This window comes from Sporacetigenium mesophilum DSM 16796 (assembly GCF_059569055.1).
This window is the reverse complement of the sequence record NZ_JCANUR010000001.1, coordinates 65011-79788: the sequence shown is the minus strand read 5'-3', so window position 1 is coordinate 79788 and position 14778 is coordinate 65011. Positions and strand designations below refer to the sequence as shown.

The following is a 14778-nucleotide window of genomic DNA, read 5'->3' as shown; positions in this document are numbered from 1 at the left end:
CACCATCCTACCTATATTGTTATATATATAACTGATATATTGTCTCTTCCTGCTGTATCATTTGCTTTTTTGATTAAATTTTCACAAGCATTTTTTACATTTTCATTATTATCTACTATTTCTTTCATTTGATCATTTGTAATGTAATTAGTCAATCCATCAGTAGTTAAAAGAATTTTATTTTCATTTTCTATGTTTTTTTCAAATATGTCAACTATAACTATTTTATCAGTTCCAAGAGCTCTAGTTATTACATTTCGTTGTGGATGTTTTCTAGCTTCTTCTTTTGTTATCATATTTTTTTCTACTAGCTCTTCTACTAAAGAATGGTCTTTAGTAATTTGTTCAATGTTATTTTCTTTGTATATATAACATCTACTGTCTCCTACATTTCCTATATACATTGTATTTTTATATAAAATAGCTGTAGTTAATGTAGTTCCCATTCCTTCACATTCACTATCGGTTTTTGACCTACTATATATTATTGTATTAACATCGTTATAAGCTTGCTTTAGTATATCAGTTATATAAGCTATCTTAACATTGTCATGTTGAATAAGGTTATCTTTTAAAAAGTCTATTATATTTTCTACTGCTAACTTACTAGCAACTTCTCCTTTTTTATGACCACCCATTCCATCAGCGATGGCAAATATCCCAATTTCGCCATCTTTTGTTGTTATTATCTCTCCCTTGCAGTAGTCCTCATTGTTTTTTCTAACTTTCCCTACATCGGAGGCCATGCTGTATTTCATAATACTCCCCCTATCACCAATTATTTTTCTTCTGTTTCAGTATGCTTTCTTCTTAGTTGACCACAAGCTCCACTTATATCAGAACCCATCTCTCTTCTTACTGTAGCTGCTATTTTATTTTTAACTAACATATCTCTAAATATATAAACATAATTTTTATCCGGCTTTTCATATTCTCTTTCTTCTATTTTGTTTATTGGTATAATATTTACATGGCATAAAATACCTCTTAAAAGCTTTACTAATGCCTGTGCATCCTGTTCTGAGTCATTTACACCCTTTATAAGAGAATATTCAAAAGTCACCCTTCTATTAGTCTTTTCTATATAGTATTTACAAGCATCTATAACTTCTTTTATAGAATATGCTTTTGCTATAGGCATTATCTCTTGTCTATTTTTATCATAAGGAGAATGTAGAGATAATGCTAGATTTATAGGTACACCCATATCTGCTAGTTCATGGATTTTAGGAACTACACCACATGTAGATAATGTTATATGTCTATATCCTATATTTAACCCATTTTTTTCATTTACCAACTTTAAAAACTGAGACACATTTTCAAAGTTGTCAAGTGGTTCACCACTTCCCATCATAACTACATTTGAAACTCTTTCACCAACATCTTCTTGTATCTTCATTATTTGGTCTAACATTTCCCATGGTTCTAAATTTCTAACTAAGCCATCTATAGTTGATGCACAAAAATTACATCCCATTCTACATCCAACTTGAGTAGATATACATACACTTATACCATGTTCATATTTCATCATTACACTTTCTACAATATTGTTATCAGGAAGTAAAAATAAATATTTTATAGTTCCATCTATTTTAGACTCGAACTTTTTATATATATTCAAATTGCCAATAAAAGATGATTCATCTAATTTTTTTCTTAAGTCATTAGATATATTTTTCATATCTTCAAAGGATTTAGCTCCTTTATATAACCATCCAAATACTTGAACTCCTCTAAAAGATTTTTCATCTATAGTTTTCATATATTCTTTCATTTGTTCTTCAGTGAAATTTTTCAAATATACTTTATTCATAGTTATCACTACCTTGTCCTTTTTAATTTAGCTATAAAAAATCCGTCCATTCCATGTATATTAGGGTATATTTTTATATAACCTTCTTCTTGATTGTCTAAATCTATTTTTATATTTTCTATAGGTTCTAATTCAAAATTATTATTATTTTTCAAAAAGTCTTTTACTATATCTATATTTTCCCTATCTTCTATAGTACAAGTACTATAAACCAAAGTTCCGCCTATCTTAACATATTTAGATGCATTTTCTAAAATAACATTTTGTATACTAGGTAAAGATATTAATTCATCCTTTTCTTTATACTTTATCTCTGGCTTTCTTCTTATTATGCCCAGACCTGAACAAGGAACATCTGCAACTACATAGTCAAATTTATCTATACTTTTCTCATCTAATTTTGAAGCATCAAACTCTTGTATTTCTACATTAGTAAGACCTAGTCTATCTACAGTTTGATTTATAAGCTTTAACTTATGAGAAAATATATCTCTAGATACAACTTTTCCAGTGTTATTCATAAGAGTTGCTACATGGGTAGTTTTTCCTCCTGGAGCACTACATACATCTAAAATAAGGGAATTATCCTTTGGATTTAGGACATGTCCTACAATCATTGAACTTATATCTTGTATTGTAAAATAACCTTTTCTAAATAAATCGTTATTTTCTATATTTTTAAGGTTTTCTACTTTTATAGCTTCTGGAATAAGATTTACTTCACTACATTTTAATTCTTGTTCTTTTAATTTTTTTATAAGTTCATCTCTAGTTATTTTTAAAGTATTAGTCCTTAAGTAAATGCTCGGTCTTTCTGAATTCGATTCTAGTAGCTCTTCTGTAAATTCTTTTCCAAAATTTTTAGTCCAATTTTTTATAATCCATGGATTATAAGAGTATTTTGTAGATAGGTACTCTACAGTATCTTTTTTATCTACTTCTTTTATATCCTCCTTGTTTCTTATAACGTTTCTAAGTATTGCATTTATAAATCCCGATGATCTTTTATCGTATTTCTTAGCTAAATTAACAGTTTCATTTACAGCAGCATAGTCTGATACACTGTTTAAAAACATTATTTGATAAATTCCAATCCATAGCAATATTCTAACATAAACTGACATTTTTTTGGATTTAATCTTAGAAAATTTATCTATAATATAATCTAAATAATATTTATTTTCTATAACCCCATACATAATCTCTGTAGCAAACCCTCTATCTATATCTTTTAGATCACTATTTTTTAAATATTTATTTACTGCCATGTTTGAATAACTCTTATTTTTTTCTATATCGTATAGTGCTTTTAGTGCTACTTCTCTTGAATTCATATTATCCTCCTATTTTTACACGCAAAAAGCCCTAGATATACTAGGACTCATCTCCTCTAATCATCACTTCTAGCTATAAGTATAAGTCTTACTAACTGTAATACAGCACTTAGTGCAGCGGCAACATAAGTCAGTGCAGCAGCTGAAAGTACCTTTTTGCTACTTCCTACTTCATCACTATTTATTATCCCCATATCTACAAGTTGAACTACTGCTCTACTAGAAGCATTAAACTCAACTGGTAGAGTTATAACCTGAAATAAAACTACAAATGTGAATAATGTTATACCTATATAAAGTAGTGATCCTCCACCACCAAGTACCAATCCAGCCATTATAAATATCCAAGATAAATTACTTGAGAAATTAACTATAGGTACTAAGCTACTTCTAAATTGAAGTGGCGCATATCTATTAGCATGTTGTATTGCATGACCACATTCATGGGCAGCTATGGCAACTGATCCTATTGAGTTTCCATAATAAACATCCTCAGATAACCTTACAACTCTTTTTCTAGGGTCATAGTGATCTGAAAGATGACCTCTTGTCAATTGAACATTTACATCGTGAAGTCCATTGCTATCTAATATATATCTAGCCGTTTGTGATCCAGTATATCCTCTTACAGTTGGAACTTTTAAATAATGACTTGTTGCAGACTTTACTTTAAATTGAGCATATAAAGTAAATAATATAGCTGGTATTAACAAAATCATTGTAGAATCAAAACCAAAACCATATGGATAAGGCATATTTAACACTCTCCTAAAAAGAATTTAACAGCTTCTTCTAACTTTTCCATATCCAAAGATGTATCTATACAAGGTCCATTAGGCCTTTTATTAAATACTCCAAGGACTGGTATTTTGATAACATCTTGTATTCCAGATGTTAAATCTCTTTCACATGCAACTGCAATTACTGCTTTTGGCTTGTTATCCATTATAACTTTTCTAGCCAAAGTTCCTCCAGTTGCAATAAACACCTTAACGTTGTATTTTTTATGTACTTCTATTAATTCACCTACGTTACACATACCACATTGTTTGCAGTTGTTTATATCATTAGTTATCTTAACTTTACATAAACTTTTTTGAATACAGTGTGGAAGTAGTACAAGTATATCTTTTGGATTTAATTTATACTCATTAGAATATATATATGTATTATTTAACTTAACATATACCTTTCTTATTTCATTTTTTGATATCCCAAATAATTTTGCTATATTTATTATAATAGGATATAAAATACCTACTATTCTGAAATTTAGTCTCATTACACTATTATTTACTTTTTTGTCCTTTAGTATATTATATGTAATAGCCATTGCAAATAATATTATACATATAAATATTGTTATTATTATATCTGCTAGGAAAATACCTACAAACAATAAATTATCTGTAGTTAAATTTATTCCTACAAGTATAATTACAAGGGAGGCAACTAAAGCCCCCATTGTAATCAAAAATCTTTTTATGTCATTCATATTTATTCACCTAATGTTGAGTTAGTATTTATATCATTTCCCTTTATATAATCCTCAATGCTCATTCTTCTTTTGCCTGGCATTTGTATTTCTTTTAATAATATTATTTTATCTCCTGTAGCTACTTGTACTCCTTCTTTATCTACTTTTAATATAGTTCCAGGGTTATTGTTAGATTCTTTATCTAATATCTCAGATTTCCAAATTTTCATAGTTTCACCATTGTACTTTGTATAAGCACTTGGCCAAGGGTTAGTACCCCTAATAAGGTTGTATATTTCTTCACACTTTTTAGACCAATTTATATTTCCAAGATTTTTATCCATTATAGGAGCATATGAAGATTCATCATCATTTTGTTTTTCACGAGGAGCATTATTATTTTCTATAAGTCTTAAGGTATCTTTTAATACATCTGCTCCTACATACATCATCTTGTCGTGAAGTTCTCCTGCAGTTTCTTCAATTCCTATATTCATTTCTTTTTTTAATATCATATCCCCAGTATCAAGACCTACATCCATATACATTGTAGTTACGCCAGTGGTTTTTTCTCCATTTATTATCACCCAATTTATAGGAGCTGCTCCTCTATATTTTGGAAGTAATGATGCATGGACGTTTATACACCCGTACTTTGGTATATCTAGTATATCTTTAGATAATATTTGGCCAAATGCAACTACTATTATTACATCTGGATTTATATCCTTTAATATATCTACAAATTCTTGTGTTTTAACTCTTTGAGGTTGATATACTTCTATATCGTATTTTAGAGCTAATTCTTTAACGGGAGGCATAGACATCTTCTTGCCTCTTCCCTTTGGTTTATCTGGTTGAGTTATAACTGCCACGACTTCATGTCCTTCATCTATTATAGCTTGAAGACAAGGAACTGAAAAATCTGGTGTTCCCATAAATACTACTTTCATCTATATCACTCCTAAAGAAATCTATATCCTCTGCTAAGGTTATTAAGTTTATTCTTAACGTGTTTTGGAACCCTTTTTCTTTTGTGCGTTTTTACTTTTTTTCTATTTTATCTGTAAATAAAACGCCTTCTAAATGGTCTATTTCATGACAAAGGGCTCTTGCCAATAATTCTGTACCTTCTAATATTATCTCTTTTCCATATCTATTTAACGCCTTAACCTTAACATAATTAGGTCTTCTAACAAGCCCTGATTCGCCTATTACACTTAAGCATCCTTCTTCATCTAATTGTTCTCCTCTTGCTTCAATTATCTCAGGATTTATAAGTTCTATAACTCCTTCTCCTATATCTATTACAACTACTCTTTTTAATATTCCTACTTGTGGTGCAGCAAGTCCTACGCCATCTGCTTCATACATTGTTTCTACCATATCTTCAAGTAACTGTATTATTCTTTCATCTATTTTTTCTACTATTTTAGATTTTTTTCTTAAAACAGGATCTCCTACTTGAACTATTTGTCTTAATGCCATTTTTATTCCTCCTATTTATAATATGCTATATGGATTGATGTCTACGCTTATATTCACATCTTCATCAAATACCGCATCTCTTTTAGTTATACATATATATTTTATTATACTCTTTAATAAATTAATTTCAATATCGACATCTTTAAATAAAATCTGCCATCTATGGTTTTGATTTATCTTAGCAATTGGGCAAGGATTTGGCCCTAACATAAAATCAAAGTTTTTGTATCCTCTTTTTGATAGAAGATATACTATAGATTCATGCAAATTCTTTATATTTTTAATTACCTTTTGTTCATTATTATTAGATATTACCACGCTTATCATATTGTTAAAAGGAGCATAACTAAATACATTTCTTATTTTAATTTCATCTTCATAAAATCCCTTATAATCATAATTTACGGCATGTTTTATAGAATAGTGATCTACATCATATGTTTGTAATATTACCTTCCCATCTAAATCTGCACGCCCTGCACGTCCTGCAACTTGAGTTATAAGTTGAAAAGTATTTTCTGAACTTCTAAAATCTGGAAACTTAAGTATCATATCTGCTGACAGTATACCTACTAATGTTACATTCGGAAAGTCATGACCTTTACTTATCATTTGCGTTCCTATTAGTATGTCAGCTTCTTTATTTTTAAATTTATTTAATATTTCTTCAATAGATCCCTTTTTAGAAGTTGTGTCCTTATCCATTCTAATAATTTTGGCATTTGGAAACATTACTTTTACTTCTTCTTCTATTCTTTCAGTTCCTATTCCAAATTCTTTTATATAAGGGCTTGAACACTCTGGACATTCTTTTGGGATAATTGCTTCATATCCACAATAGTGACATCTACCGCTTTTTTTGTACTTATGATACGTTAATGATATATCGCAATTGTCACAGCTAAATACAAATCCACAATTTCTACATGAAACAAAGCTTGCATATCCTCTTCTATTTAAGAAAAGTATTATTTGATTATTTTTATTTAAAGTATTTTCCATTTCATACTGTAATCTTCTGCTAAATATACTTTTATTTCCATTTGATAACTCTTCTTTCATATCCGAAATATAAATACTTGGCATTTCATTATTATTTGCTCTTTTTGTAAGTTCTAATAACTCATACTCATTATTTTTAGCTTTATAATATTCTTCAATAGGTGGAGTTGCTGACCCTAATATCAAAAGTGGGTTTTGAGACTTAGATATATATTTTGCAACTTCTATTGTGTTATACTTTGGATTTTTTTCTGATTTATAAGCGCCTTCGTGGAACTCATCTATAATTATAACTCCTAGGTTATTACATGGAATAAACAATGCCGATCTTGCCCCTACTATTATCCTTACCTTACCTTCTTTAACCAATCTATATACATCATGTCTTTCCCCATTAGACAATTGACTATGAAACACTCCTACAATATCTCCAAATCTATTTTTAAACCTAGATATTGTCTGCGGAGTTAAGGATATCTCAGGAACTAATACTATACTGTCTAGACCTTCATCTAATGCCTTTTGTATTATATTTAAATAAACTTCAGTTTTTCCACTTCCTGTAACACCGTGAATTAAATATGGCTTTTTATCTATGTTAAACATATTATCTTGCAGTATTTTTAAAGCATCTTCTTGTTCATCATTTAATTTTATATTTTTGTTTTCTAAATTATATAAACTCTTAGGTTTTCTATAATAATTTTTCTCTTCTATATTTATTATATTTTTTTTATGCAAAGCTGTTATACTTTGTTTGTTAGTATCTAATATTTCTATTAAATCATTTATTTCAGATTCTTCATTATTACTTAAAAACTGTATTATTCTAGCTTGTTTATGAGCTCTTTTTCTTATAAGATTGTTTATTATATCATCAGTTTCATCATTATCTATATTAAGAGAGACAATATACATTTTTTTTTCATTTTTATTGCTTTTATACTCCCAACTTATACTTATAATTCCCTTATTTTTAAGGTTGCTTAATACTCTATTTATATTTACGTCTTTTTTATCTTTAATATTTTGTATCTTCATCTTGCCTTTGTGGTTCATAAGCTGATGAATTATATATAATTCCTTATCATCAAGTCCACTAAAATCTTGAGTTTGTACTTGTGCTACTTTATAATTTTCTAGCTTGTACCCTTTTGGATATATACAGTTTATTGCATCCATGTAAGTACATATATATCTATTTCTCATCCATTTTATAAGATCTATATCTACATCACGGAGAAGAGGCTCTTCGTCTAGTATGTCAATTATAAACTTTATCTTATTTTCCATATTGTCTTCTACATCATTTGTAAATTCAAATATAAATCCTTCTAATGGTTTATTTCCCCTTCCAAAAGGAACTAATACTCTATGGCCTACTTTTACGAATTCTTGTAAATAATCAGGAACTCCATAGGTGAACAAATCATCTGTGTATTTTGAGTTATTGCTAACTATTAATTTTGCATAAATTTTCATACTACAGCTCCTAGGAAATTTATGAAAAAATAAGCATCTACATTATATAGATGCTTATTTTTTCAATATAGTTTTTACTTTATCTAATATAACATTTGCAACTTCATCTTTACTCATCTTAGGATATTGGTCTATTTTTCCTTCTTTATCTATTATCTTAACTATATTTGTATCTACTCCAAAACCTGCACCGTCTTGTGTTAAGTCGTTGGCAACTATGAAATCTAAATTTTTCTTTTGAACCTTACCCTTTGCATTTTCTATAAGATCATTAGTTTCGGCTGCAAATCCAACCAATACTTTATCATTTTTAATTTTTCCTATTTCTTGTGCGATATCTTTGTTTCTACTTAATTCAATAAATAAATCTTCGTCTTTTTTCTTTAGTTTTTTATCAGCTACATTTTTTGGTTTATAATCTGCAACAGCAGCAGACTTTATTATTACATCACTTTCATCCATGTTATTTGCAACAGCTTCATACATATCATTTGCCGATTCAATTTGTATGAATTTCTTAAGTCCTACTGGTGGATTAAGTTTAGTTGGTCCAGATATTAATGTAACATTAGCTCCTCTTTCTACTGCAGATTTAGCTATAGCATATCCCATTTTACCTGTAGACCTATTAGTTATATACCTAACTGGATCTATTCTTTCAACAGTTGGTCCTGCCGTTATAACTATATTTTTGCCTTCTAGGTCTTTTTCTACATTTAATAAATTAACTATTTCATTTACTATAACTTCTGGGGATGCAAGTTTTCCACTACCAATATCTCCACAAGCAAGTCTTCCGCTTTCAGGTTCTACAAAATTATATCCTAAGTCCCTTAATGTTTTTATATTTTTTTGAACTATAGGGTTTTCGTACATATTTGTGTTCATAGCTGAAGCAAAAAGTATTTTTGCCTTAGTAGCCATTATAGTTGTAGTAAGCATATCATCAGCTATACCGTTTGATATTTTACCTATAACATTTGCTGTAGCAGGGGCTACTAAAAACAAATCCGCTTTTTTTGCTAAAGATATATGTTCTACATCCCATGTTTTTGGATTTTCAAACATATCAGTAACAACGTAATTTTGACTTAGAGTTTGAAATGTAAGCGGTGCTACAAATTCTGTTGAAGACTTAGTCATTATAACATGTACATTTAAACCCAATTTTTTTAATCTACTTACAACATCACATATTTTGTAAACAGCTATACCGCCACTAACACCTATTACAACTGTTTTTTCTTTTAACATTTTATTGCTCCTCGGCATTTGCCTGTCTTTGTTCTAAGGCTGCTTCTTTTTCTTTTAAATCATTTATATTTATTTCTTCTTGAGTTAAATGTCTATAAGTTATTTTGTCATGTGTAATTTCTTTTGAAGCTAAAGTAACAGGTTTTGAATCATCAGCTTTTGTACTTACATAAACAGGAGCACCTTCTATTATTTCTCTAGCCCTCTTAGCAACTGTAACAACTAAATAATATCTATTGTCTATCTTATTTAAAACGTCATTTATTGATGGATTTAACATATTATAATTCCTCCTTAAACATTTGTATTATATATTCTTTGTATCTTTCTACCTTGTCTTTTTCAGCACTTATTATATTTGACAATTCTCTAGATGAAGTTTTTACATCATTATTCATTATAAAATAATTATAATGTTCTATTTGCTGTATTTCCTTAAATGCCGACCCAAATCTTTTCTCTATATCTTCTATTGTCTCTGTTCCTCTTCCAACTATTCTACATTTTAATTCTTCAAGTGAAGGAGGTAATATAAATACAAATACACCTTCTGGATAAACCTCTTTTATTTGCTTAGCTCCTTGAATATCAATTTCTAATAATACATCTTCTCCTTTTTCTAAACTTTCTAAAACAGCAGATTTAGGAGTACCATAGAAATTATCGTATACCTGAGCATATTCTAAAAATTCATTATCGTCAATCATAGTTTTAAATTCTTCTTTAGATATGAAGAAGTAATTTACTCCATTAACTTCCCCACCTCTAGGTTTTCTAGTTGTAGCTGAAACAGAAATTTTAACAGAGTCGTTATTATTTAAGAATTCTTTACATATTGTTCCTTTTCCTGCTCCAGATGGTCCTGAAACTACTATTAATAGACCTTTTTTTTCCATTAATATCTTCCTTTCTAATCATCTAAATGTTCATCTTTATGGTCATAAAATCTGTGTGCTACAGTTTCCGGTTGTACTGATGATAATACTATATACTGACTATCAGTTATTATAACAGCTCTAGTTTTTCTCCCATAAGTAGCATCTATTAACATACCTTTATCTCTGCTATCTTGAATTAACCTTTTTATAGGTGCTGATTCTGGACTTACTATGGCTACAACCTTATTTGCTACAACCACATTTCCATATCCTACATTTATAAGACTTACACTCACGATTTGTCCTCCACTATTCTATATTTTGTATTTGTTCTCTTATTTTTTCTAATTCACTTTTTACTTCAACAACTAAATTTGTTATATTTAGATCTGAAGATTTAGAACCCATAGTGTTTATTTCTCTGTTCATTTCTTGTATTAAGAAATCTATTTTTCTTCCTATAGAGTCCTTTTTGTCTATTGTCTTTTTAAGTTGTACTATATGACTTTTAAATCTAACTGTTTCTTCTGTTATACTACTTTTATCTGCATATATAGCAACTTCTTGAACCAATCTATTTTCATCTATTTCTATAGTTCCTTCTAACAATTCATTTATTCTATTTCTTAGTTTTTCTTTATAGTCAATAACAACATTATATGAGTACTTTTCAATTTCTTCAACATAATTTTTTAATAAATCACATCTCATTTTTATATCAGACGATAGTTTTGCACCTTCTTCTTCACGCATGTCTTTAAGTTTTGTCAAACAGTCTACCAAAGCCTTACTTAAAGAGTTCCATATTATACTTTCGTCTTCTTCTTTTTCTTCTATTTTAACTATATCAGGAAATTTAGCTATATTCATAACAGTTATATCATCTGATAAATTAAACTTATTTTTTATATCATTAAGTATATTATAATACTGATTTGCTAATCCTTCATCAAATTTTAAAGTTGAGTCATTATTATTTAATGATTCAAGTTTTATGTATAAATCTACTCTACCTCTTTTAACATAATCTTTTACAAAATTTCTTATTTTATCTTCTAAAAAAGAAATTTTTCTTGGAAGTCTTATATTTATATCTGTATATTTATGATTTATAGTTTTGCATTCTACAACAAAACTTAAACTTTCGTCTTTGTATTCTCCTCTTCCAAATCCAGTCATACTTATAGCCATATTTATACCTCCACTTTTCCTTCGCATATTTTAACTGCTGGTCCTATCATATATACATCTTCTAATATTTCTATAGTTAACTCTCCACCTTCAGAAGTTACGTTTACTATATTAGATGTTTTTCCAAGATAATGAGAAAGTATTACAGATGCTGTTATTCCTGTACCACATGCAAGTGTATATCCACAGCCTCTTTCCCAAGTATAAACAATTATATTATTTTCATCTATTATTTTAACAAAGTTTACATTAGTTTTTTCGGGGAATATATTATGTAATTCTATTTTTGGCCCATATTTAAGTATTTCCTCTTTATCAAGTTCATCTACATATATTACAGTGTGAGGAACTCCTATAAGAATTGTACTGATTTCAAATGTTTTATCCAAAATTTCTATTTTTTCATTAATGAATTTATCTTTAAGAGTGGATACCGGTATGTCAATTGGATTAAAATTTGGTTTTCCCATATTTACTTTTACACTTTTTATATTATCATTTTCAATATTTAACTCTATATATTTAATACCGTCTAATGTACTTACTGTGAATTTATCATTATCTACAATTTTGTTATCATATATGTATTTACAAAAGCATCTAATTCCATTTCCACACATAGAAGCCAAACTTCCATCAGCATTGTAATACATCATTTCAATATCTGCTATATTTGAGTCTTTAACTACTAATAATCCATCTGCTCCTATTCCAAAATGCCTATGGCAAACTTTTTTTGCAAAATTAGAATAGTAATCAGAATTCATATTTTCTAATCTTCCATCTATAGCTATAAAATCATTACCTGCACCGTGTAATTTCCAAAATTTTACCATTTACAGATATCCCCCTCCTAAAATTGCTTTATTCAAGTTAAAATTTTACATTAAATCATCAACTTACTATTATACAATATTTTGCGCAAATAAGTAATTATTATTTGAGTTATAAGAATAAAAATATATTCACAATATATAATATATGTGCAATAATTGAAATATTAATATGTTTTGAAAGGACTGAATTCATTATGGCTTTAGATGGCTTAGTTATACATTCGTTAGTAGATGAACTATCAACCAAACTTATTGGAGGTAAAATAGATAAAATATACCAACCTGAAGAAGATGAAATATTACTTTCTATAAGAAGTAACAAAGAAAATTATAAATTATTATTAAGTGCAAGTGCATCAAATCCAAGAATATACATAACTCAAAAATATAAAAAAGAAAATCCAATGAGTGCTCCTATGTTTTGTATGATACTTAGAAAATACTTACTTAATGGAAAAATACTAAATATATCTCAACCTGAATTTGAAAGAATAATAAAAATAACTGTAGAATCACTTGATGAACTAAAAATTAAGGCTACAAAAGACATTATAATAGAGATAATGGGTAGACACAGTAATATAATAGTAGTTCATAATGAAACTAATAAAATAATAGATTCTATAAAAAGAGTGCCAATTAGTATAAGTAGACAAAGACAAGTTTTGCCAGGTCAAGATTATAATTATCCACCTTCACAAAACAAGTTAAATCCACTTAACAATATAACTAAAGAAACATTTATAAACACTATAACTAGTACCAACTCTACACTACATAAATCTATATATACATCATTTTTAGGCATAAGCCCTGTTATAGCTAAAGAAATATGTTATAGATCAAACTTAGATGAATCTATAAATATAAATGATTTAAATGCTTCTCAACTTGAAAACTTTTATAATGTATTTATAAGAACCTTTAATCAGATAAATAACAATATATACAGTCCATGTATAGTTATAAACAAAAAAATAGACAAAATAATAGACTTTAGCTCTATTAAACTTACTATGTATAACGAGTACTCATATATAGAAAATGAGAGTATATCTAATATACTTGAAAACTACTATTTAAGTAAAGATGCACGAGAGAGAATAAATCAACGTACTCAAAACTTAAGAAAAAGTATATCTACAAAACTTGATAGACTTTACAACAAACTCAAAAAACAACAAGAAGAATTAAATGAATCAGAAAATGCACATATTTATAAAATAAAAGGCGAGCTTATAACTTCATATATATACATGATAAATAAGGGTATGGAGTTCGTTGATGTAGTAAATTTTTATGATCCAGAAGGTGGAACTATAAAAATAAGTTTAAACAAAAATTTAACTCCATCAGAAAATGCACAAAGATATTTTAAAAAATACAACAAACTTAAACATGCAAAAAAAGAAATAACAATACAAATGGATATAACTAATGAAGAAGTAAATTACTTAGAAAACATATTGCTTAGTATAGAAAACTGCGAAAATCTAGCAGAAATACAAGAAATAAGAGATGAACTTATAAAAACTGGATATATAAAATCTAAAGTTAAAAATAAAAAAGATAAAAAGGATAAAAAAGATAGTAATGTATCTACTACAAAACCTTATGAATTTATATCTTCAGATGGATTCAAAATTTTTGTAGGTAAAAACAATAAACAAAACGACTATTTAACATTGAAAATGGCATCAAATGATGATATATGGATGCACACTAAAAATATCCCAGGATCACATGTTATTATAAAAAGCGAAGGAAAAGAAATTCCAGAAAACACTATAAAAGAAGGCGCTATATTATCTGCATATTATAGCAAAGCTAGAATGTCTTCTAAGGTTCCAGTGGATTATACCATAAGAAAAAACATAAAAAAGCCAAATGGGGCAAAGCCTGGCATGGTAATTTATGAAACTAACAGTACTATATATGTAAATCCTAGCGAAGAAGAAGTTGTAAAACTTAAAATTCGCTAAGCTCATGTCGCCAACGACCTCGAAAAGCAGGTCCG

At 28.2% G+C, this 14778-nt stretch carries 15 protein-coding genes; 1 reads left to right on the top strand and 14 read right to left on the bottom strand.

Annotated elements, in window-relative coordinates:
* Window positions 1-11 precede the first annotated feature (11 nt).
* From BS62_RS00390 to dapF, 14 genes are all read right to left on the bottom strand, one after another.
* Window positions 12-758, bottom strand: coding sequence for a Stp1/IreP family PP2C-type Ser/Thr phosphatase (locus BS62_RS00390; protein ID WP_496489256.1), 747 nt, complete (start codon window positions 756-758; stop codon window positions 12-14).
* 20 nt (window positions 759-778) lie between these two features.
* Window positions 779-1819 (bottom strand): dual-specificity RNA methyltransferase RlmN, encoded by a 1041-nt coding sequence (gene rlmN, locus BS62_RS00385; protein ID WP_496489255.1) that lies wholly within the window; start codon window positions 1817-1819, stop codon window positions 779-781.
* An 8-nt stretch (window positions 1820-1827) separates the two neighbouring features.
* Complete coding sequence (rsmB, locus tag BS62_RS00380) at window positions 1828-3153, bottom strand: 16S rRNA (cytosine(967)-C(5))-methyltransferase RsmB (protein WP_496489254.1); 1326 nt, start codon at window positions 3151-3153, stop codon at window positions 1828-1830.
* 56 nt (window positions 3154-3209) lie between these two features.
* Window positions 3210-3908 carry a zinc metallopeptidase gene (locus tag BS62_RS00375; protein ID WP_496489253.1) on the bottom strand — a complete coding sequence of 233 codons (699 nt, stop codon included), beginning with the start codon at window positions 3906-3908 and terminating at the stop codon, window positions 3210-3212.
* 2 nt (window positions 3909-3910) lie between these two features.
* Window positions 3911-4648 (bottom strand): DUF116 domain-containing protein, encoded by a 738-nt coding sequence (locus tag BS62_RS00370; protein WP_496489252.1) that lies wholly within the window; start codon window positions 4646-4648, stop codon window positions 3911-3913.
* A gap of 2 nt (window positions 4649-4650) precedes the next feature.
* Complete coding sequence (fmt, locus tag BS62_RS00365; RefSeq protein WP_496489251.1) at window positions 4651-5583, bottom strand: methionyl-tRNA formyltransferase; 933 nt, start codon at window positions 5581-5583, stop codon at window positions 4651-4653.
* A gap of 91 nt (window positions 5584-5674) precedes the next feature.
* Complete coding sequence (gene def / locus BS62_RS00360) at window positions 5675-6118, bottom strand: peptide deformylase (protein WP_496489250.1); 444 nt, start codon at window positions 6116-6118, stop codon at window positions 5675-5677.
* 15 nt (window positions 6119-6133) lie between these two features.
* Entirely contained in the window at window positions 6134-8602 is a 2469-nt protein-coding gene (gene priA, locus BS62_RS00355) for a primosomal protein N' (protein ID WP_496489249.1), read from the bottom strand.
* Between the two features lie 54 nt (window positions 8603-8656).
* Window positions 8657-9856, bottom strand: a complete 1200-nt coding sequence (gene coaBC / locus BS62_RS00350; RefSeq protein ID WP_496489248.1) for a bifunctional phosphopantothenoylcysteine decarboxylase/phosphopantothenate--cysteine ligase CoaBC — start codon at window positions 9854-9856, stop codon at window positions 8657-8659.
* 1 nt (window position 9857) lies between these two features.
* Window positions 9858-10136, bottom strand: coding sequence for a DNA-directed RNA polymerase subunit omega (gene rpoZ / locus BS62_RS00345; RefSeq protein WP_496489247.1), 279 nt, complete (start codon window positions 10134-10136; stop codon window positions 9858-9860).
* A gap of 1 nt (window position 10137) precedes the next feature.
* Window positions 10138-10752 (bottom strand): guanylate kinase, encoded by a 615-nt coding sequence (gene gmk, locus BS62_RS00340; RefSeq protein WP_496489246.1) that lies wholly within the window; start codon window positions 10750-10752, stop codon window positions 10138-10140.
* A 14-nt stretch (window positions 10753-10766) separates the two neighbouring features.
* Window positions 10767-11030 carry an extracellular matrix/biofilm regulator RemA gene (gene remA / locus BS62_RS00335; RefSeq protein ID WP_496489245.1) on the bottom strand — a complete coding sequence of 88 codons (264 nt, stop codon included), beginning with the start codon at window positions 11028-11030 and terminating at the stop codon, window positions 10767-10769.
* 13 nt (window positions 11031-11043) lie between these two features.
* Window positions 11044-11925, bottom strand: a complete 882-nt coding sequence (locus tag BS62_RS00330; RefSeq protein ID WP_496489244.1) for a YicC/YloC family endoribonuclease — start codon at window positions 11923-11925, stop codon at window positions 11044-11046.
* 2 nt (window positions 11926-11927) lie between these two features.
* Complete coding sequence (dapF, locus tag BS62_RS00325; protein ID WP_496489243.1) at window positions 11928-12761, bottom strand: diaminopimelate epimerase; 834 nt, start codon at window positions 12759-12761, stop codon at window positions 11928-11930.
* A gap of 194 nt (window positions 12762-12955) precedes the next feature.
* Here dapF and BS62_RS00320 point away from each other — a divergent pair, with 194 nt between their 5' ends.
* Window positions 12956-14743 carry an Rqc2 family fibronectin-binding protein gene (locus tag BS62_RS00320; protein WP_496489242.1) on the top strand — a complete coding sequence of 596 codons (1788 nt, stop codon included), beginning with the start codon at window positions 12956-12958 and terminating at the stop codon, window positions 14741-14743.
* The last annotated feature ends 35 nt before the right edge of the window (window positions 14744-14778 follow it).